26 protein-coding genes and 2 tRNA genes are annotated in these 25,286 nt (G+C 61.2%); 17 read left to right on the forward strand and 11 right to left on the reverse strand.

The features are described 5' to 3' along the window. The first annotated feature begins 19 nt into the window (after window positions 1-19). Complete coding sequence (pdxA, locus tag CCX87_RS03850) at window positions 20-1,048, forward strand: 4-hydroxythreonine-4-phosphate dehydrogenase PdxA (RefSeq protein ID WP_086913265.1); 1,029 nt, start codon at window positions 20-22, stop codon at window positions 1,046-1,048. Between the two features lie 78 nt (window positions 1,049-1,126). Here pdxA and mscL read toward each other — a convergent pair whose 3' ends face one another. Beyond that, window positions 1,127-1,555 carry a large conductance mechanosensitive channel protein MscL gene (mscL, locus tag CCX87_RS03855; RefSeq protein WP_086913264.1) on the reverse strand — a complete coding sequence of 143 codons (429 nt, stop codon included), beginning with the start codon at window positions 1,553-1,555 and terminating at the stop codon, window positions 1,127-1,129. A gap of 144 nt (window positions 1,556-1,699) precedes the next feature. Here mscL and petA point away from each other — a divergent pair, with 144 nt between their 5' ends. From petA to CCX87_RS03885, 6 genes are all read left to right on the forward strand, one after another. Further along, entirely contained in the window at window positions 1,700-2,296 is a 597-nt protein-coding gene (gene petA / locus CCX87_RS03860) for a ubiquinol-cytochrome c reductase iron-sulfur subunit (RefSeq protein WP_086913263.1), read from the forward strand. Between the two features lie 11 nt (window positions 2,297-2,307). Beyond that, window positions 2,308-3,723: a cytochrome b gene (locus CCX87_RS03865; protein ID WP_086913262.1), complete on the forward strand. Its 1,416-nt coding sequence runs from the start codon at window positions 2,308-2,310 to the stop codon at window positions 3,721-3,723. An 18-nt stretch (window positions 3,724-3,741) separates the two neighbouring features. Continuing rightward, on the forward strand, window positions 3,742-4,503 hold the full coding sequence (locus CCX87_RS03870; protein ID WP_087743898.1) for a cytochrome c1: 762 nt from the start codon (window positions 3,742-3,744) through the stop codon (window positions 4,501-4,503). 101 nt (window positions 4,504-4,604) lie between these two features. Continuing rightward, on the forward strand, window positions 4,605-5,216 hold the full coding sequence (locus CCX87_RS03875) for a glutathione S-transferase N-terminal domain-containing protein (protein ID WP_086913260.1): 612 nt from the start codon (window positions 4,605-4,607) through the stop codon (window positions 5,214-5,216). Window positions 5,217-5,262: 46 nt separating this feature from the next. Continuing rightward, window positions 5,263-5,778: a ClpXP protease specificity-enhancing factor gene (locus CCX87_RS03880; RefSeq protein WP_086913259.1), complete on the forward strand. Its 516-nt coding sequence runs from the start codon at window positions 5,263-5,265 to the stop codon at window positions 5,776-5,778. Window positions 5,779-5,830: 52 nt separating this feature from the next. Beyond that, window positions 5,831-5,906 (forward strand) — tRNA-Thr (locus tag CCX87_RS03885). 48 nt (window positions 5,907-5,954) lie between these two features. Here the strand turns inward: CCX87_RS03885 and CCX87_RS03890 are convergent. Beyond that, window positions 5,955-6,254 carry a hypothetical protein gene (locus tag CCX87_RS03890; protein WP_086913258.1) on the reverse strand — a complete coding sequence of 100 codons (300 nt, stop codon included), beginning with the start codon at window positions 6,252-6,254 and terminating at the stop codon, window positions 5,955-5,957. A gap of 228 nt (window positions 6,255-6,482) precedes the next feature. Here CCX87_RS03890 and secA point away from each other — a divergent pair, with 228 nt between their 5' ends. The 4 genes from secA to CCX87_RS03910 all read left to right on the forward strand — a co-directional run bounded on the left by secA (window position 6,483) and on the right by CCX87_RS03910 (window position 11,904). Then, window positions 6,483-9,236 (forward strand): preprotein translocase subunit SecA, encoded by a 2,754-nt coding sequence (gene secA, locus CCX87_RS03895; RefSeq protein WP_087743900.1) that lies wholly within the window; start codon window positions 6,483-6,485, stop codon window positions 9,234-9,236. A gap of 97 nt (window positions 9,237-9,333) precedes the next feature. Beyond that, window positions 9,334-10,563, forward strand: coding sequence for a bifunctional glutamate N-acetyltransferase/amino-acid acetyltransferase ArgJ (argJ, locus tag CCX87_RS03900; RefSeq protein WP_087743903.1), 1,230 nt, complete (start codon window positions 9,334-9,336; stop codon window positions 10,561-10,563). Window positions 10,564-10,619: 56 nt separating this feature from the next. Beyond that, window positions 10,620-11,492 (forward strand): ATP-binding protein, encoded by an 873-nt coding sequence (locus CCX87_RS03905; RefSeq protein ID WP_087743905.1) that lies wholly within the window; start codon window positions 10,620-10,622, stop codon window positions 11,490-11,492. Continuing rightward, window positions 11,470-11,904, forward strand: a complete 435-nt coding sequence (locus tag CCX87_RS03910; RefSeq protein ID WP_087743906.1) for an NUDIX domain-containing protein — start codon at window positions 11,470-11,472, stop codon at window positions 11,902-11,904. The genes CCX87_RS03905 and CCX87_RS03910 overlap by 23 nt, the downstream gene beginning before the upstream one ends. 90 nt (window positions 11,905-11,994) lie before the next feature. Here CCX87_RS03910 and CCX87_RS03915 read toward each other — a convergent pair whose 3' ends face one another. The 8 genes from CCX87_RS03915 to CCX87_RS03950 all read right to left on the reverse strand — a co-directional run bounded on the left by CCX87_RS03915 (window position 11,995) and on the right by CCX87_RS03950 (window position 18,703). Further along, complete coding sequence (locus tag CCX87_RS03915; RefSeq protein ID WP_087743907.1) at window positions 11,995-12,213, reverse strand: DNA gyrase inhibitor YacG; 219 nt, start codon at window positions 12,211-12,213, stop codon at window positions 11,995-11,997. A gap of 13 nt (window positions 12,214-12,226) precedes the next feature. Beyond that, window positions 12,227-12,982 carry a cell division protein ZapD gene (zapD, locus tag CCX87_RS03920; RefSeq protein WP_087743909.1) on the reverse strand — a complete coding sequence of 252 codons (756 nt, stop codon included), beginning with the start codon at window positions 12,980-12,982 and terminating at the stop codon, window positions 12,227-12,229. A gap of 83 nt (window positions 12,983-13,065) precedes the next feature. Next, window positions 13,066-13,674, reverse strand: coding sequence for a dephospho-CoA kinase (coaE, locus tag CCX87_RS03925; RefSeq protein WP_198314761.1), 609 nt, complete (start codon window positions 13,672-13,674; stop codon window positions 13,066-13,068). A gap of 2 nt (window positions 13,675-13,676) precedes the next feature. Further along, on the reverse strand, window positions 13,677-14,549 hold the full coding sequence (locus tag CCX87_RS03930; RefSeq protein ID WP_087743913.1) for a prepilin peptidase: 873 nt from the start codon (window positions 14,547-14,549) through the stop codon (window positions 13,677-13,679). Continuing rightward, window positions 14,549-15,769 (reverse strand): type II secretion system F family protein, encoded by a 1,221-nt coding sequence (locus CCX87_RS03935; protein WP_087743915.1) that lies wholly within the window; start codon window positions 15,767-15,769, stop codon window positions 14,549-14,551. The genes CCX87_RS03930 and CCX87_RS03935 overlap by 1 nt, the downstream gene beginning before the upstream one ends. A 20-nt stretch (window positions 15,770-15,789) precedes the next feature. Next, window positions 15,790-17,526 carry a type IV-A pilus assembly ATPase PilB gene (gene pilB, locus CCX87_RS03940; protein ID WP_087743918.1) on the reverse strand — a complete coding sequence of 579 codons (1,737 nt, stop codon included), beginning with the start codon at window positions 17,524-17,526 and terminating at the stop codon, window positions 15,790-15,792. A 124-nt stretch (window positions 17,527-17,650) separates the two neighbouring features. Next, window positions 17,651-17,727, reverse strand: a tRNA-Pro gene (locus CCX87_RS03945). Window positions 17,728-17,773: 46 nt separating this feature from the next. Next, window positions 17,774-18,703, reverse strand: a complete 930-nt coding sequence (locus tag CCX87_RS03950) for a polyprenyl synthetase family protein (RefSeq protein WP_198314762.1) — start codon at window positions 18,701-18,703, stop codon at window positions 17,774-17,776. A 230-nt stretch (window positions 18,704-18,933) separates the two neighbouring features. On the opposite strand from CCX87_RS03950, the gene rplU reads away from it, so the two are divergent. The 4 genes from rplU to proB all read left to right on the forward strand — a co-directional run bounded on the left by rplU (window position 18,934) and on the right by proB (window position 21,992). After that, entirely contained in the window at window positions 18,934-19,245 is a 312-nt protein-coding gene (gene rplU / locus CCX87_RS03955; protein WP_024814187.1) for a 50S ribosomal protein L21, read from the forward strand. A gap of 15 nt (window positions 19,246-19,260) precedes the next feature. After that, window positions 19,261-19,518 carry a 50S ribosomal protein L27 gene (gene rpmA / locus CCX87_RS03960; protein WP_087743920.1) on the forward strand — a complete coding sequence of 86 codons (258 nt, stop codon included), beginning with the start codon at window positions 19,261-19,263 and terminating at the stop codon, window positions 19,516-19,518. Between the two features lie 167 nt (window positions 19,519-19,685). Further along, window positions 19,686-20,756, forward strand: coding sequence for an Obg family GTPase CgtA (gene cgtA, locus CCX87_RS03965; protein ID WP_087743922.1), 1,071 nt, complete (start codon window positions 19,686-19,688; stop codon window positions 20,754-20,756). A 93-nt stretch (window positions 20,757-20,849) separates the two neighbouring features. Continuing rightward, a complete protein-coding gene (gene proB, locus CCX87_RS03970; protein ID WP_087743925.1) occupies window positions 20,850-21,992 on the forward strand; it encodes a glutamate 5-kinase in 1,143 nt (380 codons plus the stop codon). A 94-nt stretch (window positions 21,993-22,086) separates the two neighbouring features. Here proB and CCX87_RS03975 read toward each other — a convergent pair whose 3' ends face one another. Then, entirely contained in the window at window positions 22,087-22,767 is a 681-nt protein-coding gene (locus tag CCX87_RS03975) for an RNA pyrophosphohydrolase (RefSeq protein ID WP_087743927.1), read from the reverse strand. A 92-nt stretch (window positions 22,768-22,859) separates the two neighbouring features. Between CCX87_RS03975 and CCX87_RS03980 the strand changes: the two genes are divergently transcribed. Together CCX87_RS03980 and CCX87_RS03985 are read left to right on the forward strand one after the other, a co-directional pair. Next, entirely contained in the window at window positions 22,860-24,602 is a 1,743-nt protein-coding gene (locus CCX87_RS03980) for a proline--tRNA ligase (RefSeq protein WP_087748165.1), read from the forward strand. Continuing rightward, window positions 24,599-25,285, forward strand: a complete 687-nt coding sequence (locus CCX87_RS03985; RefSeq protein WP_232476476.1) for a lytic transglycosylase domain-containing protein — start codon at window positions 24,599-24,601, stop codon at window positions 25,283-25,285. The genes CCX87_RS03980 and CCX87_RS03985 overlap by 4 nt, the downstream gene beginning before the upstream one ends. Window position 25,286: the final 1 nt, after the last annotated feature.

The raw sequence follows: 25,286 nt of genomic DNA on the forward strand, positions 1-25,286 counted from the left end.
ATTTGACCAAAAAATCACCATGCAAGCCATCGCCATCACCCAAGGTGACCCGGCCGGTATCGGCCCCGAGATTGTGGCCAAGGCCTTTCGTGACGCGCCCGAGGTGCTGCGCGGCTGCTTTGCCGTGGGCGATCTGGCAACCCTGCGCCGTGCCGCGCAGTGCATCGTGCGCCCCGGCGTGCCGGAGTTGCCGGTGGCGTTGATCACATCGCCCGATGGCGCGTGGCTGGTGCCGCCGCGCTGCATGCCCGTTTTGCAACTGCCGGGCTTGCCCGGCCCCGTGCCGTGGGGCCAGGTGAGTGCAGCGGCCGGCCGTGCGGCAGCCGACTGCGTGGTGTGGGCTGCGCGCGCAGCCCTGCAAGGCCGCATTGCCGCCCTGGTCACCGCGCCGCTGCACAAGGAGGCGCTGTCTGCCGCCGGGGTGGTCTTTCCCGGTCATACCGAACTGCTGCAGGCCGAGGCGGCGGCCCATAGTGGCGTGCCGCTGTCAGCCATGCCGGTGCGCATGATGCTGGCCAGCGATGAACTGCGCACGGTGCTGGTCAGCATCCACCTGTCGCTGCGCGACGCCATTGACGCCGTGACGCGCGACAACGTCTTGCAGACGCTGCAGATCACCCACGCCGCGCTGCTGCGAAGCCTGGGGCGCGTGCCCCGCATGGCGGTGGCGGGCCTCAATCCGCACGCGGGCGAAGGGGGCTTGTTCGGCCGCGAAGAAATTGAATGCATCGCGCCCGCCATTGCCGATGCGCGCGCGCTGGGCATGGATGTGCACGGCCCGTTGGCGCCCGACACGGTGTTCATGCGCGCGCGCCACACAGCGCAGCGTGCCGGGGAGTTCGACGTGGTGCTGGCCATGTACCACGACCAGGGGCTGATCCCCGTGAAATACCTGGGGGTGGACAAAGGCGTGAACGTGACGCTGGGCCTGCCGCTGGTGCGCACCAGCCCCGACCATGGCACCGCTTTTGACATTGCCGGCCAGGGAATTGCCGACGCGGCAAGCCTGGTGGAGGCCGTGCGCGTGGCGCGCCAGATGGCCCCATAAAAACCAAAACGCCCTCTGCGGGGGGGCAGAGGGCGCAGGCCGTGGTGAAGCGGCAGCGGTGCCGCGCACCTGTAGCGATTAGCGCTTGAGGCTGTCGCGGATCTCGCGCAGCAGCACGATGTCTTCGGCGGGGGCGGCAGGAGCCTCTTGCGCAGCGGGCGCTTCGCGCTTGAGACGGTTGATCTGCTTGACCATCATGAAAATGATGAACGCAAGGATCAGAAAATTCACCGCTACGGTGATGAAGCTACCGTAGGCGAACACGGGGACGCCCGCCTTTTTGATCGCATCCAGCGTCTGCGCCGTGCCCGCCGGCACCTCGCCCAGCGCGAGGAACATGTTGGAAAAATCGAGCTTGCCGAACACCAGACCCACCACGGGCAAGATCAGGTCGGAAACCACCGAGTCGACTATCTTGCCGAACGCGCCACCGATGATCACGCCGACGGCCAGGTCGATCACGTTGCCCTTGATTGCGAATTCACGAAACTCTTGCATCATGCTCATAGTTATTTCTCGATTAGTTGCGAATGCGCAAGTATTGCCGAGTTCGCAGCGCTGTCAAGGCGGGCCAGTACATTGAAATACCCATTTTCACTCCGCTACAATTCCCCGTTGACCCCAATCTAGCGATGTTCATCGAGGATCCCCATGAGTGACACTCCAATCGACTCCAGCAAGCGGACGTGGATCATCACGTCTGCCTGCGCTGGTGCGGTGGGCGGCGTGGCAGCTGCCGTACCTTTCGTGAGTTCTTTCCAGCCCTCTGAGCGTGCCAAGGCTGCAGGTGCAGCCGTCGAGGTGGACATCTCAGCCCTCAAACCCGGAGAGAAAATCACCGTGGAGTGGCGCGGCAAGCCTGTGTGGATCCTGAAACGTACGCCCGAGCAGCTGGAGTCCCTGGCGCAGACCGAGCCCCAGTTGGCCGATCCCCAATCGGATCGCAAAGCCTATCCCACCCCCGAGTACGCCAAGAACCAGCATCGGTCGATCAAGCCCGAAGTATTTGTCGGTGTGGGCATTTGCACCCATCTGGGGTGCTCGCCCGGAGACAAGTTCCAGACAGGTCCCCAGCCATCCCTGCCGGATGACTGGCATGGTGGCTTCCTCTGTGCCTGCCATGGTTCCACGTTTGACGTGGCTGGTCGGGTGTTCAAGAACAAGCCAGCGCCCGACAACCTCGAGGTGCCTCCGCACATGTATCTCTCCGATACGCGTCTGATCATCGGCGAAGACAAGAAGGCCTGAAGGAGCACTACATGGCCCACGAATTCAAAGAAATCTCCCCCAACGCCTCGGCTGGTGCCAAGGTCACGAACTGGTTCGAAAACCGTTTCCCCACGGCGTTTGATGCCTACCGCGTGCACATGTCGGAGTACTACGCTCCGAAGAATTTCAATTTCTGGTACGTGTTTGGTTCGTTGGCGCTGGTCGTGCTGGTGATCCAGATCGTCACCGGCATCTTCCTGGTGATGCACTACAAGCCCGATGCGGCGCTGGCGTTTGCGTCGGTCGAGTACATCATGCGCGATGTTCCCTGGGGCTGGCTGATCCGCTACATGCACTCCACCGGGGCATCGGCCTTCTTTGTGGTGGTGTACCTGCACATGTTCCGTGGCCTCATCTATGGCAGCTACCGCAAGCCGCGCGAATTGGTCTGGATTTTCGGCTGCGCGATTTTCCTGGCGCTCATGGCCGAGGCATTCATGGGCTACCTGCTGCCCTGGGGCCAGATGTCCTACTGGGGTGCCCAGGTGATCGTGAACCTGTTTGCCGCCATTCCTTTCGTTGGCCCTGACCTTGCACTGCTGATTCGTGGTGACTTCGTGGTGGGCGACGCCACGCTGAACCGCTTCTTCAGCTTCCACGTGATCGCTGTGCCGCTGGTGCTGCTGGGTCTGGTGGTAGCCCACTTGCTGGCCTTGCATGACGTAGGTTCCAATAACCCCGATGGTGTGGAAATCAAGGCGCCCAATGCACCCAAGGATGCCAATGGCAAGCCGCTCGATGGTGTGCCGTTCCATCCTTACTACACAGTGCATGACATCTTTGCGCTGAGTATGTTCCTCATGGCGTTTACTGCGGTGGTGTTTTTCGCGCCGGAGTTCGGGGGCTACTTCCTGGAGTACAACAATTTCATCCCGGCCGACCCGCTGGTGACGCCGCTGCACATTGCGCCCGTCTGGTATTTCACGCCGTTTTACTCCATGCTGCGTGCCATCACCAGCGAGATGATGTATGCGCTGATTGCCTGCGTGCTGCTGGGTGCTGTCCTCGGCGTGGTCAAGGCTCGTCTGCCCGGTTTTCTTAAGGGTGGCATTGTGATTGCTGCAGCCGTGGCGGTCCTGCTCATGCTGTCGATTGACGCCAAGTTCTGGGGTGTGGTGGTGATGGGCGGTGCCGTGATCATCCTGTTCTTCCTGCCATGGCTTGACAACTGTGCCGTGAAGTCCATCCGCTATCGTCCGAGCTGGCACAAGTACCTGTACGGCATCTTCGTGATCAACTTCCTGATCCTGGGTTACCTGGGTGTGCAGCCGCCGTCCCCGGTGGGTGAGCGCGTTTCACAGGTTGGCACCTTGTTCTACTTCGGTTTCTTCCTGCTGATGCCGTGGTGGAGCCGTATCGGCGCAACCAAGCCAGTGCCTGACCGTGTCAACTTCACTGCGCATTGAGCCCTGGAGATAACAATAATGAAGAAACTCATCCTTACGTTGGTGGCCGTGCTGGGCCTGGCGGCAGGTGCTGCGCATGCCGCCGGTGGCAACACCATTGCATGGGACAAGGCTCCTAACAAGACCAACGACCTGGCTTCGCTGCAAAACGGTGCCAAGGTATTCGTGAACTATTGCCTGAGCTGCCATTCCGCCGCGTTCATGCGTTTTAACCGCCTGCGCGACATCGGCCTGACCGACCAGCAGATCAAGGATAACCTCCTGTTCACCACTGAAAAGGTGGGTGAAACCATGAAGGCGTCCATTGATCCGAAGCAGGCCAAGGAATGGTTTGGTGCCAACCCACCCGACCTGACCGTGATCGCCCGCTCGCGCGCAGGCCACGGTGGCACGGGCGCTGACTACCTGTACACGTTCCTGCGCACGTTCTACCGTGACGAAACCAAGGCTACCGGCTGGAACAATCTGCTGTTCCAGAACGTGGGCATGCCCCATGTGTTGTGGCAGCTGCAAGGTGATCGCCGCCCGGTTTTCGAAGCGCATGAAAGCCATGGCCACACAACCCAGGTTTTCAAGGGTTGGGAGCAAGTCACCCCTGGTACCATGACGCCCCTGCAGTTCGATCAAACCATTGGCGACCTTGTGAACTACCTGCAGTGGATGGGCGAGCCAGCGCAGAACACCCGCGTGCGGGTGGGTGTGTGGGTGTTGATCTTCCTGGGTGTCTTCACGGTCATCGCCTGGAGGCTCAATGCGGCCTTCTGGAAAGACGTCAAGTAAGCCTTTGATCCGCTGACCGCGCGCCAGTCTGGCGCGGCGGGACTTTACAGAGTGGGCGCTTTTTAGCGTCCCACTCTTTTGATTTTTAGGAGCCTCTCACCATGATGGTGCTTTATTCGGGTACGACCTGTCCCTTCTCCCACCGTTGCCGCTTCGTCCTGTTTGAAAAGGGCATGGACTTTGAGATCCGCGATGTGGACCTGTACAACAAGCCCGAAGACATCAGCATGATGAACCCGTACGGCCAGGTGCCCATTCTGGTGGAGCGCGACCTGATCCTGTATGAGTCGAACATCATCAACGAGTACATCGATGAGCGCTTCCCGCATCCACAGCTGATGCCCGGCGACCCGGTGGACCGCGCCCGCGTGCGCCTGTTCCTGCTCAACTTCGAGAAGGAATTGTTCGTGCACGTGAATATTCTGGAATCGCGCGCGACCAAAGGCAATGAAAAGGCGCTGGAAAAAGCCCGCGCCCACATCCGTGACCGCCTGACGCAACTGGCCCCCGTGTTCCTCAAGAACAAGTACATGCTGGGCGACAATTTTTCGATGCTCGACGTAGCCATCGCCCCGCTGCTGTGGCGCCTGGATTACTACGGCATTGATCTGAGCAAGAACGCAGCGCCGTTGCTCAAATACGCAGAGCGTATTTTTTCGCGTCCGGCCTACATTGAAGCACTCACGCCATCAGAGAAAGTGATGCGCAAGTAAGCTTGGCGCCATCTGGCTCTCCCGACACTCGCACCCTAGCCACACCATGAATGCCCCGGACTCCACCTCCACGCGCCCTTACCTGATCAGGGCCCTTTACGAGTGGTGCACTGACAACGGGTTCACACCCTACGTGGCGGTGCGGGTGGATGGGTCCGTTCAGGTGCCGCGTGAGTTTGTGAAGGACGGCGAAATTGTTTTGAACATCAGCTACGACGCCACCAGTTCTTTGCAGCTGGGCAATGATTTCATTGAGTTCAAGGCCCGCTTCGGCGGAAAGTCGCGCGAAATTCTGGTCCCCGTGGGTCGGGTGATTGCCATCTACGCCCGTGAAAACGGGCAGGGCATGGCATTTCCTGCGCCGGTGGATGTGGCGGCTGCCACGCTCGACGGCGGGCCGGTTTCGGCCGCCCCGATCCTGGAAGACTCTGAGGGGAACACCGACGACCGTGTGGTGCAACTGGTTCCCAGCGACAGCACGGCTACCGAGGAAGGTGGCGACGATCCCCGTCCTCCGCGCGCTTCGGGCAGCGCCCGCCCCGCCCTCAAACGCATCAAATAGCGCAACACACGCCCCAAAATGCGCTGTATTTGCAGGATAAAATACAGCCTTCGCCGATTTAGCTCAGTTGGTAGAGCACCCGCCTTGTAAGCGGTAGGTCGTCAGTTCGATTCCGACAATCGGCACCATTTGTCCCCTAACGGTCTTGCGGCTCGCCCCCCTTTTCTCGGGGCGACTCAGTTTTGGATCTTGAGGCGAATGGAGTTCACATCCCACCCCCGGCTTCGCAAATGCGCCTGCAACGCAGGCAGCAATTGGCGTATTTTTGCCGCCGCCGCATTGCTTTTGACCAGCAAACACCAGCTGTTTCCATCGATTGGACCCGCTTGTACGGCAGAGCGCAGCGCTGCCGGGATTAGCAATTCAATGGCTTGAAATCGTTCGCTGGAGTCCCGCGTGAGCGCCGCCAGCCTTGCCAGCGTTGGAGAATCCTCGCTGGCTTGCTGCAAGGTGATTGCGTAGTGGCGGCGGTTCATGGGTATTGTTGTACGGGGTGTGGTGAAGTCAGGGTGCATGGGATTATCGCGGACACCCGCTTTGCCCTGGGCCTTGGCAGCAGGCGGGTAAAATCCTGGGTCCGGAGTCTGTTGCCTGATGTTGCAGTGCTTGCAATCACGGGCGGTGGGCCCACCTGAAATCAATTCATCTTAGGGGTTTCGGTCGCTTGACATGTTCTTTGGAGCATGGCGGGCGGTCCTGTTCGCATGGCCACCAACTTCCTTACCAAACTATTCGGCAGCCGCAATGACCGGCTTCTCAAGCAATATCGCAAGACGGTCACACGCATCAATGCGATGGAACCCGACTATGAGAAGCTGACCGATGACGCGCTGCGCGCCAAGACGCTGGAGTTCAAGGAGCGTGTGGCCAAGGGCGAGTCGCTGGACGACCTGTTGCCAGAGGCATTTGCCGTGGTGCGCGAAGGCTCCAAGCGCATCATGAAGATGCGCCATTTCGACGTGCAGCTGCTCGGCGGCATGGCCTTGCACTACGGAAAGATCGCCGAAATGCGCACCGGCGAGGGCAAGACCCTGACCGCAACCCTGCCCGTCTATCTGAACGCACTGTCGGGCAAAGGCGTTCATGTGGTCACCGTGAACGATTACCTGGCCAACCGCGATGCCCTGTGGATGGGGCGGCTGTACAACTTCCTGGGGCTGACGGTGGGCATCAACCTGCCCAACATGCCACGCGAGGAAAAACAGGCCGCCTATGCCGCAGACATTACCTACGGCACCAACAACGAGTATGGTTTCGACTACCTGCGCGACAACATGGTCTATGAAGCGCGGGACCGCGTTCAGCATGGCCTCAATTTCGCCATCGTGGACGAAGTCGACTCCATCCTGATCGACGAGGCGCGCACGCCGCTCATCATCAGCGGCCAGGCCGAAGACCACACAGCGATGTACATCGCCATGAACAAGGTGGTGCCGCTGCTGGTGCGCCAGGAGGGAGAGGCCGATCCGCGCACGGGCGAAGGCGTGACCAAGCCTGGCGACTTCACGCTGGACGAGAAAACCCACCAGGTCTTCCTGACCGAGCAGGGCCACGAGTCGGCCGAGCGCATCCTGGCCAGCCAGGGCCTGATTGCTGAAGGCGCCTCGGTGTACGACCCCGCCAACATCACGCTCATGCACCACCTGTATGCAGCGCTGCGGGCCAACCACCTCTACCACCGCGACCAGCACTATGTGGTGCAAAACGGCGAGATCGTAATCGTGGACGAGTTCACCGGCCGCCTGATGTCGGGCCGCCGCTGGAGCGAGGGCCTGCACCAGGCGGTGGAAGCCAAGGAAGGCGTGACCATCCAGGCCGAGAACCAGACCCTGGCCTCCATCACCTTCCAGAACTACTTCCGCCTGTACAACAAGCTGGCCGGCATGACCGGCACGGCCGACACCGAAGCCTATGAGTTCCAGGAAATCTACGGCCTGGAAACCGTGGTCATTCCGCCCAACCGCCCCAGCAAGCGCGACGACCAGCTGGACCGCGTGTACAAGACCACGCGCGAAAAATACGAAGCCGCCATCAAGGACATCCGCGAATGCCATGAGCGCGGCCAGCCCGTGCTGGTGGGCACCACGTCGATCGAGAACTCCGAAATCATCGACCAGCTCCTGATCAAGGAAGGCCTGCCGCACCAGGTGCTCAACGCCAAGCAGCACGCCCGCGAGGCAGACATCGTGGCCCAGGCCGGGCGCGCCGGCATGATCACCATTGCCACCAACATGGCCGGGCGCGGTACCGACATCGTGCTGGGCGGCAACATTGAAAAGCTGCTGGCAGCCGTGGAGACGGACGAATCGCTGGACGAGCCCACCAAACAGGCCCGGATTACCGAAGTGCGTGCGCAATGGGCGCGCGACCATGAAAAGGTCAAAGAGCTGGGCGGGCTGCGCATCATTGCCACCGAGCGCCATGAATCGCGCCGCATCGACAACCAGTTGCGCGGCCGCTCGGGCCGCCAGGGCGACCCGGGTTCCTCGCGCTTTTACCTGAGTCTCGATGATTCGCTGATGCGCATCTTCGCCGGCGACCGCGTCAAGGCCATCATGGACCGCCTGAAGATGCCCGATGGCGAAGCCATCGAAGCGGGCATTGTCACGCGCAGCATCGAGTCGGCCCAGCGCAAGGTGGAGGCGCGCAATTTCGACATCCGCAAGCAACTGCTGGAATACGACGATGTGGCCAACGACCAGCGCAAGGTCATCTACCAGCAGCGCAACGACATCCTGGATGCGGCCGAGCTGTCGGACGTGATTGCCGCGATGCGCGAGGACTGCATTACCGATCTGGTGCGCACGTATGTTCCGGCGGAATCGGTCGAGGAGCAGTGGAACCTGCCGGCCCTCGAAAAGGTGCTGGCCGACGAATGGCAGGTTGCGATTGCGCTGCAGCAGGAAGTGGAGGGCGCGCACAGCATCACCGACGACGAAATTCTCGAGAAGGTGCTGCAGGCGGCGCATGCGGCGTTTGACGCCAAGATCGAACAGGTGGGGCGTGACAACTTCACCCAGTTCGAGCGCGTGGTGCTGCTGCAAAGCTTCGATTCCAACTGGCGCGACCACCTGAGCGCGCTGGACTATCTGCGCCAGGGCATCCACCTGCGCGGCTATGCCCAGAAGCAGCCCAAACAGGAATACAAGCGCGAAGCGTTCGAGCTGTTCCGCCAGCTCATCGACCAGGTCAAGAACGAAGTCACCAAGATCCTCATGACCGTGCAGGTGCAGTCGCCAGCGCAGCTCGACCAGGCCGCGCAGGACATGGAAAGCCGTGCCGAAAGCATTGCCAACGTGACCTACACCGCGCCCACCGAAACGGGCGAAGTGGAGACCACGGTGGACGCCCAGACGCTGGCCCAGGCCTTGCCCGAAGGCGTGCGGGTGGGGCGCAACGACCCTTGCCCCTGCGGTAGCGGCAAGAAATACAAGCAGTGCCATGGCAAACTGGCCTGATTGACCAGAACCAGACGACACGGGCCGCGGCCCGTGTCTTCATTTGCGCGCCACGGTTTTCCGGATAATCGTCCGCAGTTTTTTGAGAAAGACCCCCATGCCCGTCCATCTACTTGCCCCCGTTGCCGCCGATCTGCATCCGATTGCCGGCGTCCGTATTGGTGTTGCCGAAGCCGGTGTCCGCAAAGCCCACCGCAAGGACCTGACTGTGTTCCTGCTGGACGAGGGCGCCAGCGTGGCGGGTGTTTTCACCCAAAACCGTTTTTGTGCGGCCCCGGTGCAGATCAGCCGCGAACACCTGGCCAGCGGCCAGCCCATTCGCGCCATGGTGATCAACACCGGCAACGCCAACGCCGGCACGGGCGCCGACGGTTTGGTGCGTGCTCGGGCCACCTGCATTGCGCTGGCGCGCCAGCTCAACGTGGCGCCCGAGCAGATCCTGCCGTTCTCCACCGGCGTGATCATGGAGCCGCTGCCCCACGACCGCATCGAAGCTGGCCTGCCCGCCGCCATTGCCGATGCGCAGCCGGATCACTGGGCGCGTGCGGCCGAAGGCATCATGACCACCGACACCCTGCCCAAGGCCTTCTCGGCCCAGGTGCAGATCGGTGGTGCCACGGTGTCCATCACCGGCATCAGCAAGGGCGCGGGCATGATCCGCCCCAACATGGCCACCATGCTCGGCTTCATGGCCACCGATGCCTGCGTGCATCCCGCGGTGATGCAGCAGCTGGCGCGTGAGTTGGCCGATGGCTCGTTCAACCGCGTCACCATCGATGGCGACACCTCCACCAACGATTCGTTCGTGGTGGTCGCCACCAACAAGGCGGCGCACGCGCCCATCATGGCACTGGACAGCGCTGACGGCAAGGCCCTCAAGGCCGCCATGCTGGGCGTGGCGCAAAAGCTGGCCCAGGCCATCGTGCGCGATGGTGAAGGCGCCACCAAGTTCATCACTGTGCGGGTGGAGGGCGGCAAGACCGGCGAGGAATGCCGCCAGGTGGCCTATGCCATTGCCCACTCGCCGCTGGTCAAAACGGCGTTCTATGCCAGCGACCCGAACCTGGGCCGCATCCTGGCGGCGGTGGGCTATGCGGGCATCGCGGACCTTGACCAGACCGGCATCGACCTCTATCTCGACGACGTGCATGTGGCCGTGCAAGGCGGGCGCAACCCCGCCTACCGCGAGGAAGACGGCCAGCGCGTGATGAAGCAAAGCGAGATCACCGTGCGCGTGCTGCTGGGCCGGGGTGACGCCGTGGACACGGTGTGGACCTGCGATTTCAGCCACGAATACGTGACCATCAATGCGGACTACCGCTCGTAAATTTGCTCCTCAAATAATAGCTGTTAGCGCTTTACCCATAAGCGCTACAGGCCAAAATGAACGAAAAATTTGAACACCTGATCGAGCGCGCCGAGCAGCTCATCGCGCGCATCGAATCCGTGCTGCCCCAGCCCCTGGGCGCGCCCGACTGGTCGGCTGCCATTGCCTGGCGCTACCGCAAGCGCAGCAGCGGGCACGGCACCCTAGAGCCCGTGCGCCATGTGGCGGCCATGCAGCTGGCGGACCTCAAGGAAATTGACGGGCAAAAAGAAAAGATCGAGCGCAACACCCAGCAGTTCGTGCAGGGCTTGCCCGCCAACAACGTGCTGCTGACCGGTGCGCGCGGCACGGGCAAGTCCTCGCTCATCAAGGCCTGCCTGAACGCCCATGCGGCCCAGGGCCTGCGCCTGATCGAGGTGGACAAGGCCGACTTGACGGATCTGCCCGACATCGTGGATGTGGTGTCCGCCCGGCCCGAGAAATTCATCGTCTTCTGCGACGACCTGAGTTTTGAAGACGGCGAGCCGGGCTACAAGGCGCTCAAGTCCATCCTCGACGGCTCGGTGGCCGCGGCCACGCCCAATGTGCTGATCTATGCCACCAGCAACCGGCGCCACCTGCTGCCCGAGTACATGGCGGAAAACCGCACCTACACCCACACCGACGATGGCGAGGTCCATCCCGGCGAGGCGGTGGAAGAGAAGATTTCGCTGTCGGAGCGTTTTGGCTTGTGGGTCAGTTTTTACCCCTTCAGCCAGGATGAGTACCTGACCATCGTGGCCCAGTGGCTGTCGTCGCTCGGCGTGCCGGCATCCGCCATCGTGGCGGCACGCCCTGAGGCGTTGGTCTGGGCGCTGGAGCGCGGTTCGCGCAGCGGCCGCGTGGCCTACCAGTTCGCGCGCGACTATGCGGGGCGGCACAGTGGCTGAGCGCAAGCACACCGAGGTGGCCGTGGGCATCTTGCTGCGCGCGGATGGCGCGATGCTCTTGTCCACGCGCCCGCCTGGCAAGCCCTATGCGGGCTACTGGGAGTTTCCGGGTGGCAAGCTGGAGGCGGGCGAAACGGTGGAGCAAGCCCTGCGCCGCGAACTGATCGAGGAGCTGGGGGTGACCATCGGGCCCGCCAGCGTCTGGAAGGTGACTGAGCACGACTACCCCCACGCCCTGGTGCGCCTGCACTGGTGCAAGGTTTCGGAGTGGACCGGAGCGTTCGAGATGCGCGAGGGCCAGACGATGGCCTGGCAGCAGATGCCTTTGAGCGTGGCGCCGGTGTTGCCCGGTGCTTACCCTGTGCTGCAATGGCTGGCCGAGGAACGTGGCCAGCAGTTTTCAGTGGAATAGCTACTGAATTAATAGCTGCCAGCGCTTATCCAATAAGCGCTTGCGTCGGATTTGATGCATATCCCTGGGTTGCCCGCAACCGAACTGCCGTCAGTGCTGGTGGCGCGGGTCACCGTACTGTGCGTCGTCCGGTGGTGCCTCGGCGGGCATGCGAAAGTCCTCGCTGGCCCAGGCGCCCAGGTCTATCTGCTTGCAGCGCTCGCTGCAAAAGGGCCGATAGCGGTTCTGGGGGCTGTAGATGCTGTCGCCGCCGCACTGCGGGCAGGTGACAAGGCGGGTGGCTCCACCCGGTGGGGTTTCGGTTGCCATCTGCAGGCCTCCTTCAGGCGCAGAGCGTGAGCTCGAAAGCGGCATCTTCGGTGGACGACTGCAGGCGTCCATCGGGCTCCTGCCGCATCAGGCGCACCGACACGATCAGGCGGTTGCCGCTGATCTCCGGAATCAGCTCCAGCGCGGGATCGATGCGCAGGCGCAGCAACTGGAAGGTGCGGCCTTGCGGCAGGTTCTGCTGGAACTGGCCGCGCTCGGCCGCCACCTTTTGCGGCACGCCCGTGTCGCGCAGCAATTTGAGCAGCACGTAAATGGATTCCGCCAGGGGCGCGAGGGTGGATGCCCATTGCTCCAGCGCGTGCTGGCGCTCCGCCACGTCCTTGTGCTGCCACGCGTAATAGGCTGGCAGATCAAAGCCGCAAGTGCCGCCAGGAATGCCCACGCGGCTGCGGATGCTCATCAGCCAGTCGTTTTCGGTGAGTGCGTGGCCCGACTTGCCCGTCTGGTGGTTGAGCGATGTAAAGCAGTGGTCCAGCTGCGCCACCACGGCATCGAGTGCCGCCTCTGAAATGGAGGGATTGCCACGGTAGCTGTCGAGCTGGTGCTTGTGCTTCTCGATATCTTTGAGAACGTCGGATTTCAGGTCGGCACGCGCCGCCACGTCCATGATCTCAAAGATGGTGACGAGGGCAAAGTGATGGTCCAGCGGATGCTGGCGAGGAATCAGCTCTCCCAGCCGGCGAAACAACTGCTCCAGCCGCAGATAGGTTCTGATGCGCTCGTTAAAGGGGTATTCGTAAAGGATCACGCTGGCGGATTCCTGGAGGCTCAGTGGATGTTCTGACGCCGGTGGCGCACGGCATGGAAGTGGTTGCCAAGAACTCTATAGCATCATAGCCCGAACAGGCGGGCCAGTTGCAATGAATGGCTGCGCAGGGTGTCTAGCGCAATGCCATCGTTCAGAACCACGGCGTCTGCGGCGGCGCGCCGGGCTGGACGGTTTGCCTGTGTGTCCAGGATGGCTTGCACCGCAGCGCGCTGCAGTCCGTTGCGCGCCATGACGCGGTGGATCTGCGTTTCGGCGCTGCAATCCACCACCACCACGGCATCGAGCTTGCGTGCCCAGCGGCCCGATTCCACCAGCAAGGGAATATCGAAGACGATGACGCGATGCCCTGCGGACCATGCATCCTGTGCTTGCTGGTCGCCCAGCCGTGTGACCCAGGGGTGCACGATGGCTTCCAGCTGGGCGCGTGCCTGGGGGGCGGAAAAGGCCAGGGCGCGCATGCGCGCGCGGTCCATGGCGCCGGTGGCATCGATGGCGTCCGGTCCGAAGGCAGCCCGGATATCCGCAATGGCGGCGCCTGCGGCTGCAGTGACGCCACGGGCAATCGCGTCCGCATCGATCAGCGCTGCGCCGCAGGACTGGAGCATCTGCCCCAGCGTGCTTTTACCGCTGCCAATGCCCCCGGTCAGCCCCACATGCGTTGGCCGTTGCATGATCACAGGCCGAACAGATTCAGCACCGTTTGCAAAATGGCATGGGGCCCGAACACCATGGCCGTCAGGCCGGCGCCCACCAGGAAGGGGCCGAAAGGCACATAGCCGCCTTCACGCAGGTTGTTGAAGACTTTGAGGCCAATCCCCACCAGTGCACCGATCACGGAAGACATCAAAATGATGGGGACCAGCGCCTGCCAGCCAAACCAGGCGCCCAGCGCGGCAAACAGCTTGAAGTCGCCATATCCCATGCCCTCCTTGCCCGTGGCAAGCTTGAAGGCCCAGTACACCAGCCACAGCGAGAGATAACCCGCTGCGGCGCCTGTCACGGAAGCCAGCAGCGGAACATCGATCCAGCGCCCGGCCGATGCCAGCAACCCCGCCCAGAGCAAGGGCAGCGTGATGTCGTCGGGCAGCAAGGTGGTGTCCCAATCGATGAACGCCAGGGCCACCAGGGCGGCCGAGAAACCGCACCAGGCCAGGCCCGTGGGCGTCAAGCCCCATTGGTAGACGCAAAATGCAAAAAGCGCCGCGGTCAGAATTTCTACCAGGGGGTAGCGCGCGCTGATGCGCACATGGCACGCCGAGCAACGCCCGCGCAGAAACAGATAGCTCAGCACCGGTATGTTTTCATACCACTGCACCGCATGCCCACACGAGGGGCAGCGTGAACGCGGTGTCCACAGATTGAAAGTGGCTTCGCTGCTTGCCGCGGGCGGAGCATGGGCGCCGCCAGCCGCGAATGCCGCATGCTCCTGCGCCCATTGGTGCTCCATCATTTGGGGCAAGCGGTGAATCACAACATTGAGAAAGCTGCCCAGCAGCAAACCCACCAGGCCCGCGATGGCGGGTTCTGCCCAGATATCTACGCCCATCAGACGACCTGACCGAGCTTGAAAATCGGCAGGTACATCGACACCACGATGCCACCAATCAGGGTGCCCAAAAACACGATGATGATGGGTTCCATCAGGCTGGAGAGCCCGGCCACCATGTCGTCCACTTCCGCTTCATAGAAGTCGGCCGCCTTGCCCAGCATGTGGTCGATGGAACCTGACTCCTCCCCAATGGCGCACATCTGCAGCACCATGGAAGGGAAGATATTGGCATTGCCCATTGCCGCAGTCAGGCTGGTTCCCGTAGAAACCTCTTGCTGAATCTTGTCGGTCGCCATGGAATAGACCGAATTCCCTGAGGCGCCCCCTACGGAGTCCAGTGCCTCCACCAAGGGCACGCCTGCAGCAAACATTGTCGAAAGCGTCCGGGTCCAGCGGGCGACGCAGGATTTTTCCACCAGCGCGCCAAAAATGGGCATGCGCAGCATCAGGCGGTCCATGAACATCTGGACTTTTTCACTGCGGCGCCACGCCTGCATGAAGAAGTAAAACCCGCCACCCAGCACGCCGAAAATCAACCACCACCACTTCACGAATATTTCGCTGATGGCCATGACGAAAAGGGTGGGGGCGGGCAAATCTGCACCAAACGAGGTGAAGACTTCCTTGAAGGCCGGAATCACAAAAATCATGATCACGGTGACCACCACAAACGCCACGATCACCACCGAAATCGGGTACATGAGTGCCGACTTGATCTTGGACTTGATGGCCTCGGTCTTTTCCATGTAAAGCGCCAGGCGATCGAGAAGCGCTTCCAGAATACCTGCAGCCTCCCCTGCCTCGACCAGGTTGCAATACAAGCTGTCGAAATACATGGGGTATTTGCGAAATGCGCCATTCAATGAGGTGCCGGTTTCAACATCCGAGCGCACATCGTTCAGCAATTTGGTCACGCTGGCATTGGTGTTGCCGCGTCCCACAATATCGAACGCCTGTAGCAATGGCACCCCAGCCTTCATCATGGTAGCCAGTTGGCGGGTGAACAAGGCAATATCTTTGGGTTTGATCTTCTTGCCAGAGCGCATGCGGCGCTTCTTGATCTTGGTGGGGAAAACCCCTTGGCGCCGCAACATGGCCTGTACCTGATTGTCCCCTCCGGCACGAGTTTCCCCCCTGACAATCTTTCCGTTGCGGTCTTTGCCTTCCCACTCAAAGACGAAGTCCTTGATGTCGCGTTTGGATGCTGCGGTTGCCATAAAGCGCCCTCGGTTTTGAGTTATTCGTTGGTCACTGCCAGCACTTCTTCCAATGAAGTGAGGCCCAATTTCGCTTTATGCAGACCCGCGTCACGCAAAGAACGTACGCCTTCCCGTTTGGCTTGTTCCGCAATTTCCAGCGCGCTGCCGTCGCGCAGGATGATGCGCTGAATCTCTTCGGTAATTGGCATGACCTGATAAATCCCCAGACGGCCCTTGTATCCGTTGTTGCAGGCAGAGCAGCCAACAGGGCGGTAGGTTACCCAAGAGCCATCGATCTCATGCTCAGGAAAACCTGCATCCACCAGTGTTTCATGGGGAATATCAGCAGGTGTCTTGCAAACAGGGCAAAGCCGACGGGCCAGTCTCTGGGCCGTGATCAATATAACGCTGGACGCAATATTGAAGGGCGCAATTCCCATATTGCGCATGCGAGTTAATGTGGTGGGCGCGTCATTGGTATGCAAGGTTGAAAGAACAAGGTGTCCCGTCTGCGCCGCTTTGATAGAAATATCGGCGGTCTCCAGATCGCGAATTTCACCCACCATGATGATGTCCGGATCCTGACGAAGAAAAGACTTGAGAGCCACCGCAAAGGTGAGCCCGGCCTTTTCGTTGACGTTGACTTGGTTCACTCCTGGGAGATTGATTTCAGATGGATCTTCGGCCGTGGCGATATTGACACCAGGTTTGTTGAGCAAGTTCAAACAGGTATAGAGCGAAACCGTCTTGCCCGACCCGGTGGGGCCGGTGACCAAAACCATTCCGTAAGGACGACCGATCGCTGCCAGTAGGCGCTCTTTCTCCACGGCCTCATAACCTAGCGCATCAATGCCGAGTTTCGCGCTGCTGGGATCCAAAATACGAATCACGATTTTTTCGCCAAACAGCGTGGGCAAGGTGCTCACACGAAAGTCGATGACCCGGTCGGGACCCACTTTCAATTTCATGCGCCCATCCTGGGGCACCCGTTTCTCGGAAATATCGAGGCGCGAAATAACCTTGATGCGGGAGGCTAATTTGTCCTTGATGGCAATAGGGGGGGATGCAATTTCGCGCAATTCTCCATCAATACGAAACCGCACCCGATACTGGTGCTCATAAGGTTCGAAATGCAGATCAGAGGCCCGCATATTGAAAGCATCGAGCAGCATCTTGTGCACAAACTTGACGACTGGAGCGTCTTCAACGTCGCTTCCAGCATCCGTACTCTCCGTGGCTTCTTCAACAGTGACATCATCGAATTCAAAATCACCCCCGCCACTGATCAGCGTATCCATGGATTCGCTGGTGGATTTTGTGCTGTTTTCTACCAGACGACTTAACTTATCGTATTCTGCAATAATCCAGTCCACCCCCATTTGGGTGGTGAATTTGATTTTCTCGGCGGCTTCCTGATCTGTTGGATCTGCCGTGGCCACTATGAGCCGATTGTTTCTTTTGCTGAGAACAACCACCCGGTAAGCGTTGCAAATTTTGGCGTCGAGCAGGTCTTTGGGAAGACGCAGTGGATCTATGGCGTCCAGGTCCAGCAATGGTGCGCCAAAAACAGCCGAAACGGTGTGCGCCAAATCCGAGGCGGAAACGATGCCTGAGCCGGTTAACTCAGCGATAAAGCTGGTGCGACTTGTTTGTGACTTTTTGTAAATTTCCTCGGCTGATTTTTGTGTCAGCTTTCCCGCCGATATCAGCGCGCGGCCCAATCCTGGGAGGGCTACTGAGGAGGCTTCTTTCTGGACAGTATCAACAGCGGCCATGTAACCCGGGCAATTAGTGGTGGAAGAAACCATCCTATCATCGCCGAACACTCGCGCCCTGTACAGCGCTGCCATATGGCTGTATTGCCACAGTGTGTGGAACGTGTTTGATGTGTGCTGAGAATGGTCGGGGTGAGAGGATTCGAACCTCCGGCCTCTACGTCCCGAACGTAGCGCTCTACCAGGCTAAGCTACACCCCGTGCATTGATACCGCTGATTACAATTTCTGGTCGATGCAGCAGAAATTCAGGCGCGGCGCTCAAGCAATTGAGCTGCTAATTGTAGCAAGCTCGTTGCGTAGTTGCCCGCTGGCAACTGCTCCGCGGCAGCCATTGCGCGGCGGGCTTCCGCGAAGGCGGCTGTGCGCGCTGCTTCCAGCGCTCCGGTGGTTCGGACAATGGCTACCACATCGTCCAGGCGATCTGTGGAGCCTTCTTCAATGGCGTGCCGCACAATGGAAGCTTGCTCGGAAGAGCCTCGTTGCATGGCCACGATGAGTGGCAGCGTGGATTTTCCTTCGCGCAGGTCGTCGCCCAGGTTTTTCCCCATTTCCGCCGTGTCCCCGTCATAGTCGAGTACATCGTCAATGATTTGGAACGCTGTGCCCAATGCTTGCCCATACGTTGCGCAGGCCTCTTCGATGGCTGGGGGCGCTGCCGCAAGAATGGCGCCTAACCGTGCGCTGGCTTCAAAGAGTTTGGCGGTCTTGGAGCGGATGACTTGCAAGTACCCTGATTCATCCAGGGAGGCATCGTGCATGTTCATCAGTTGCAGTACTTCGCCTTCTGCGATGACGTTGGTGGCCTCGGACAGCACATCCATGACGCGCAGGTTTCCAGTCTCCGTCATCATCTGAAATGAGCGCGAGTGCAGAAAATCGCCCACCAGTACGCTAGCGGGATTGCCGAAGGTCTGATTGGCGGTGGCGCGTCCCCTGCGCAGGGTGGAGGCATCCACGACGTCGTCGTGCAGCAAGGTGGCTGTGTGGATCAACTCGACGACTGCAGCCAGGCTGAACCGGTGCTGCCCCCGATAACCCAGGGCACCACATATCAGCAGCAGCAGGGCCGGGCGCAGCCGCTTGCCACCGGCTGCAATGATGTACTGGGAGATTTGCGCCACCAGGGGCACGCTGGACGTTAGACGCTGGGCAATGACGCGGTCCACTTCGCGCATGTCGTCGGTGATGATCGTCAATGGCGACGTGGCGGCGGGGATGATGGGGGAGGTCAAGATAGGGTGGCACGCAGAAAGTGCTGCGAATTATAGGAAGGCCTGCGCACAGGATGACCATTGCCGATGTGATTGCGGCACAGTGCGCGCAGTGGTTGGCTAATTTTTCGTCCGGTGGTATAATTTTTGGCTCTGCGGAAATCCGTCTGCAGAACTCATATCAAGAGGTCAACATGTACGCGGTCATAAAAACCGGCGGCAAGCAGTATCGCGTTGCTTCCGGCGAAAAAATTAAAGTAGAACAGATTGCTGCGGACGTAGGCCAGGAAATTGTGATCGACCAGGTTCTGGCTGTCGGCAACGGCGCTGAACTGAAGGTGGGTACTCCCCTGGTGTCCGGCGCAACCGTGAAAGCCACCGTCGTGGCGCACGGCAAGCACGACAAAGTGCACATCTTCAAGATGCGCCGTCGCAAGCACTATCAGAAACGTCAAGGTCACCGTCAGCAGTTCACCGAACTGCAAATCGGCGTGATCGCTGCTTAAAAAGGAGCTGATGTCATGGCACAGAAAAAAGGCGGCGGCTCTACGCGAAACGGGCGCGACTCCAAGCCAAAGATGCTGGGTGTCAAGGCGTTCGGTGGTGAACTGATCAGTGCTGGCTCCATCATCGTGCGCCAGCGCGGCACGCGTTTCCACCCCGGCAGCAATGTCGGTGTGGGCAAGGACCACACCTTGTTCGCCCTGGTGGATGGCCACGTGTCGTTCGGCACCAAGGGTGCGTTGTCCAAGTCCACGGTCAATGTGACTCCCGCCTGAGGTTGATTCCTCTGGCAGCAATCGAAGCCCCGCCCTGTCGGGGCTTTGTTGTTTAAGGCGTGTGCCGGTGCTATGGTGCTGGCCCGCGTGCCCCGCATGGACGGGGCTTTGCGCTTTCAGGAGGCATCGCCCGCCTGGCTCGCGCTCTTTTGTAAACTGGATACCCCATGAAGTTCGTCGATGAAGCCTATATTGACATTGCTGCCGGTGATGGTGGCAATGGCTGCGTGTCGTTCCGGCACGAAAAATACAAGGAGTTCGGCGGCCCCAATGGGGGTGACGGGGGGCGCGGGGGGCATGTGTTTGCCGTGGCCGACCCCAACCTGAACACCTTGGTGGACTTTCGCTATTCGCGCCGCCATGAGGCCAAGCGGGGCGAGCATGGCATGGGCTCGGACATGTTTGGTGCCGCAGGCTCCGACATCACGCTGAAGATGCCGGTGGGCACCATCATCACCGACGCGGAGACGGGTGAGGTGCTGTACGAGCTGCTCAATCCCGGCGAGGTCATCACCATCGCCAAGGGCGGCGATGGCGGCTTTGGCAACATGCGCTTCAAGAGCGCCATCAACCGGGCGCCGCGCCAGAAGACGCCAGGCTGGCCGGGTGAGAAGAAGAACCTGAAACTCGAACTGAAGGTGCTTGCCGACGTGGGTCTTCTGGGCATGCCGAATGCGGGCAAATCCACGTTCATCACGGCGGTCTCCAACGCGCGCCCCAAGATCGCCGACTATCCCTTCACCACGCTGCACCCGAATCTGGGGGTGGTGCGCGTGGGGCCCGAGCAGAGCTTTGTGGTGGCCGATATTCCTGGCCTGATTGAAGGTGCTTCTGAAGGTGCGGGGCTGGGCCACCAGTTCCTGCGCCACCTGCAGCGCACCCGTTTGCTGCTGCACATTGTGGATCTGGCGCCCTTTGATGACGCCGTGGATCCGGTGGCCCAGGCCAAGGCCATCGTGAACGAGTTGAAAAAATACGACCAGCAGCTTTACAACAAGCCGCGCTGGCTGGTGCTGAACAAACTCGACATGGTGCCAGCCGATGAACGAGAGGCGCGCGTCAAAGACTTCGTCAAACGCTTCAAGTGGAAGGGGCCGGTGTTCGAGATTTCTGCGCTGACGCGCGAGGGTTGCGAGCCGCTGATCCATGCGATCTTCCGCCATGTGCAGTCTGAGCAACGCATCGAAAACGAGCCGGTGGAAGTGGATCCACGGTTTGCTGGAGATGCACCCGTCTGACGGCATGGGCCTTTCGCGCAATCTGTTTTGCTATGTGTTTAATAGCTGATGGCGCTTGATTCATAAGCGCTAGAGGCCAAAATGAATCGAAAAATGGTTTCCAGCGTATTGCGAGATGCCCGCCGCATCGTGGTCAAGGTGGGCTCCAGCCTTGTGACCAATGAAGGCCGTGGTCTGGATGAAACCGCCATCGGCGAGTGGAGCCGCCAGCTGGCAGCCCTGGTGCGCGGCGATGGCGGCGGTGCACCCCGTGAGGTGGTGATGGTCTCCAGCGGTGCGATCGCCGAAGGCATGAAGCGCCTGGGCTGGTCCGCGCGCCCGCAGGAAATCCACGAACTGCAGGCCGCAGCAGCGGTGGGGCAGATGGGGCTGGCGCAGATGTACGAGACCAAGCTGCGCGAACAGGGCATGGGCAGCGCGCAGGTGTTGCTCACGCACGCCGATCTGGCAGACCGTGAGCGCTATCTCAATGCGCGCTCGACCTTGCTGACCTTGCTGCGCCTGGGTGTGGTGCCGGTGATCAACGAAAACGACACCGTGGTCACGGATGAAATCAAGTTCGGCGACAACGACACCCTCGGTGCGCTGGTGGCCAACCTGGTCGAGGCGGATGCGCTGGTCATCCTCACGGACCAGAAAGGGCTGTACACGGCCGATCCCCGCAAAGACCCTGCCGCACAGTTCGTGCATGAGGCGCAAGCGGGTGATCCGGCCCTGGAAGCCATGGCCGGGGGGGCGGGCTCCAGCATTGGCAAGGGTGGAATGATCACCAAAATTTTGGCTGCCAAGCGGGCGGCGGGGTCCGGGGCGTCTACGGTGATCGCCTGGGGGCGGGAAGAGAATGTCCTGGTGCGCCTGGTGCAAGGCGAGGCACTGGGCACCTTGCTGGTGGCCCAGACGGCCAAAAAACAGGCCCGCAAACAGTGGATGGCCGACCACCTGCAAATGCGCGGCGCTGTCGTCGTTGATGCCGGTGCCGCAGCCAAGCTGCGCGACGAGGGCAAGAGCCTGCTGCCCATCGGCATGACGGCAGTGGAGGGCGATTTTTCGCGCGGCGAAGTGATTGCGGTGCGCGATCCGTCGGGGCGGGAAATTGCGCGCGGGCTGGCCAACTATGCGAGCGCGGAAGCCCGGCTGTTGTGCCGCAAACCGTCTTCCGAGGTTGAAAAGCTGCTCGGTTATGTCGCGGAGTCGGAGATGGTGCACCGCGACAATCTGGTGCTTACAGCGGGCTGATGCGCCCTTGTTAAGTCATGGGGTGCATCGTCTAGCCACCAGGTGTTGAGAGCACGCATTCGCATGCTGACGCGGGCTCTGCAGGTAAGCCGCTTTAGATGGAGCGCGGCGCCATGCCTGGGGGCGGCAAGGCTTCAAGCTCTGCCGGCACACTGTTTTGGGGATCGGGGTCAAAACTGGCGCCCGGAGGCAGCTCCACACCCGGGTTCAGCAACAGCGAGCCTGCGCGGTGCATGGGGCCGCTTTGCGGCTCCGTGTCGCGCGCCCGCATGCCGCTGCGCAGGTAGCGGTTGCGTTGCTCGTGGCGTGGAAGGTAACGGGCGAGTTCGGTCAGGGCCATTTCATAGACGCCGCGTTTGAACTCAACCACCACATCCAGCGGAACCCAATAGTCGTGCCAGCGCCAGGCGTCAAACTCGGGATGGTCGGTGGCCCGGAGGTTCAGATCCCAATCGTGGCCAATGAGCTGAAGCAGATACCAGATTTGTTTCTGGCCCTTGTAATGTCCGCGCGCATCGCGGCGGATGTACCGGTCAGGCACCTCATAGCGCAACCAGTCCCGCGTACGGGCGACCAAGCGCACATGGTTGGGATGCAGTCCCACCTCTTCGTGCAGTTCGCGGAACATGGCTTGCTCAGGGGTTTCGCCCCGGTCTATGCCACCTTGCGGAAACTGCCAGCTGTGGGTGCGAATGCGTTTGCCCCAGAACACCTGGTTCTTCTGGTTGAGCAGGATGATGCCGACGTTCGGCCGAAAGCCGTCCCGGTCAAGCATAATCAAACCCCAATTTTTTAAACTGCGTCCATTATGCACGGCGCCTAGTGCGCGGCAAGTGGGCCGTTCCGTTCTGCCTGAAATCGATTCCGATGAAAGCCTCCCAATTCTTTATCTCCACCCTCAAGGAAGCTCCGGCCGATGCCGAAGTGGTCAGCCACAAACTCATGATGCGGGCGGGTCTGATCAAGAAACTGGGCGCAGGCATATACAACTACATGCCCATGGGGCTGCGGGTGATTCGCAAGGTCGAGGCCATCGTGCGCGAGGAAATGAACCGCGCTGGCGCGGTGGAGCTGACCATGCCGGTGGTGCAGCCCGCAGAGCTGTGGCAGGAAACGGGGCGGTTCGAGAAGATGGGCCCCGAGCTGCTGCGCATCCAGGACCGCCATGGCCGCGACTTCGTGGTGCAGCCAACCAGCGAAGAAGTGATCACTGACATCGCGCGCCAGGAACTGCGCAGCTACAAGCAGTTGCCCAAGAACTTCTACCAGATCCAGACCAAGTTTCGCGACGAGCGCCGGCCCCGTTTTGGCCTGATGCGCGGACGTGAATTCACCATGAAGGATGCCTATTCCTTCGACCGCGACCCTGCCGCAGCCAAGGCCAGCTACCAGGTCATGGCCCAGGCCTACCGGCGCATCTTTGACCGTTTCGGCCTGACTTACCGCGCTGTCGCCGCCGACAGCGGCGCCATTGGTGGCGACCTGAGCGAGGAATTCCAGGTGATTGCAGCCACGGGCGAAGACGCCATCGTCTACTGCCCCCAAAGCGACTACGCAGCCAACATGGAAAAGGCCGAGGCGCTGGCGCCCGTGGGCCCGCGTGCTGCCGCCACCAAAGCCCTCGCCAAGACCGCCACCCCGGGCAAGAGCACCTGCGCCGACGTGGCCGATTATCTGGGTGTGCCGCTGAGCACCACGGTGAAGTCGCTGGTGCTGGCCACCGACGAGACCAACGAACTCGGCGAGATCGTCAAGACCCAGGTCTGGCTGCTTTTGCTGCGCGGCGACCATGACATGAACGAGATCAAGGTGGCCAAGGTGCCGGGTCTGGAGGGTTTCCGTTTCGCCACCTTGGGCGAGATTGACGAGCACTTCGGCTGCAAGCCCGGATATCTGGGGCCGATCGGGTTGAAGAAGCCGCTCAAGATCGTGGCCGATCGCGAAGTGGCGCTGATGGCCGACTGGATTTGCGGCGCCAATGAGCCCGACTTCCACATCACTGGCGTGAACTGGGGCCGCGATTTGCCCGAGCCCGATGCCGTGGCCGATCTGCGCAATGTGGTGGCAGGGGACCGCTCGCCTGACGGCAAAGGCGAGCTGGCCATCGAGCGCGGCATCGAAGTGGGCCATGTCTTCTATCTGGGCAATAAATACAGCCGCGCGATGAACGCCACCTTCCTGGACGAAAACGGCAAACCGCAGCCGCTGGAGATGGGTTGCTACGGCATCGGCATCACCCGCCTGCCCGCGGCCGCGATCGAGCAAAACCATGACGAGCGCGGCATCATCTGGCCCGATGCAATTGCGCCCTTCACCGTGGTGGTCTGCCCGGTGGGCATGGACCGCAGCGAAGCCGTCAAGGCCACGGCCGAGTCGCTGTATGCCGACCTGCTGGCCGCTGGCGTCGATGTGATCCTGGACGACCGGGGCGAGCGCCCCGGCGCCATGTTTGCCGACTGGGAACTGATCGGCGTGCCGCACCGCGTGACCATTGGCGACAAGAGCCTCAAGGACGGCATGGTCGAGTACCAGCACCGCCGCGATGCGGCTGCCACCAAGGTGGCGGTCGCCGACATTCTGGCCCATGTGAAGGGCCGCATGGCGGTATGACGAGCGCGCGCGATCTGCCCGATCGGCCCGCAATGGCCTCGCCCGTGACTGGTGTCTCCCGGCGTGCATGCCTGGTGTCGCTGGCCACGCCGGCCGCATGGCTGGTGGCGCCTGCGCAGGCCCATGCGGGCGGGCAGCTGGAAGAGCCGTTGATGGATTCGGTGCGCACGGCGCTCAGTTCGGCCATTGCCAACCAGGCGCCGCCCGAGCCGGTGTTTTTCACCACCGAAGCCCGCATCCACTACCTGCGCTGGCTGGGCACCATGAGCGACCGCCTGCGCCGTCGCAAGCCTGAATGGGAAGTGCGCCGCGACTTTCTGCAGACCGTCTGGTACGAGTCCAAGCGCGCGGGGCTCGATGTGTCGCTGGTCATGGGGCTGATCCAGGTGGAAAGCGCCTTTCGCAAGTTTGCCGTGTCCAGCGTGGGCGCGCGCGGCTACATGCAGGTCATGCCATTCTGGACGCGCGTGATCGGCGACGGCGACCCGGGCAAGCTGTTTCACATGCAGACCAACCTGCGTTTTGGCTGCGTGATCCTGCGCCACTACCTTGACCGCGAACGTGGCGACCTGTTCATGGCCCTGGGCCGCTACAACGGCAGCCGGGGGCGCTCGCCCTATCCCGATGCCGTGTTTGGCGCCCAGCGCAACTGGCAGTTCAGCGAAAAGCCCGCAGCGGCCTGAC

The organism is Acidovorax sp. T1, assembly GCF_002176815.1.
Classification (GTDB): domain Bacteria; phylum Pseudomonadota; class Gammaproteobacteria; order Burkholderiales; family Burkholderiaceae_C; genus Acidovorax.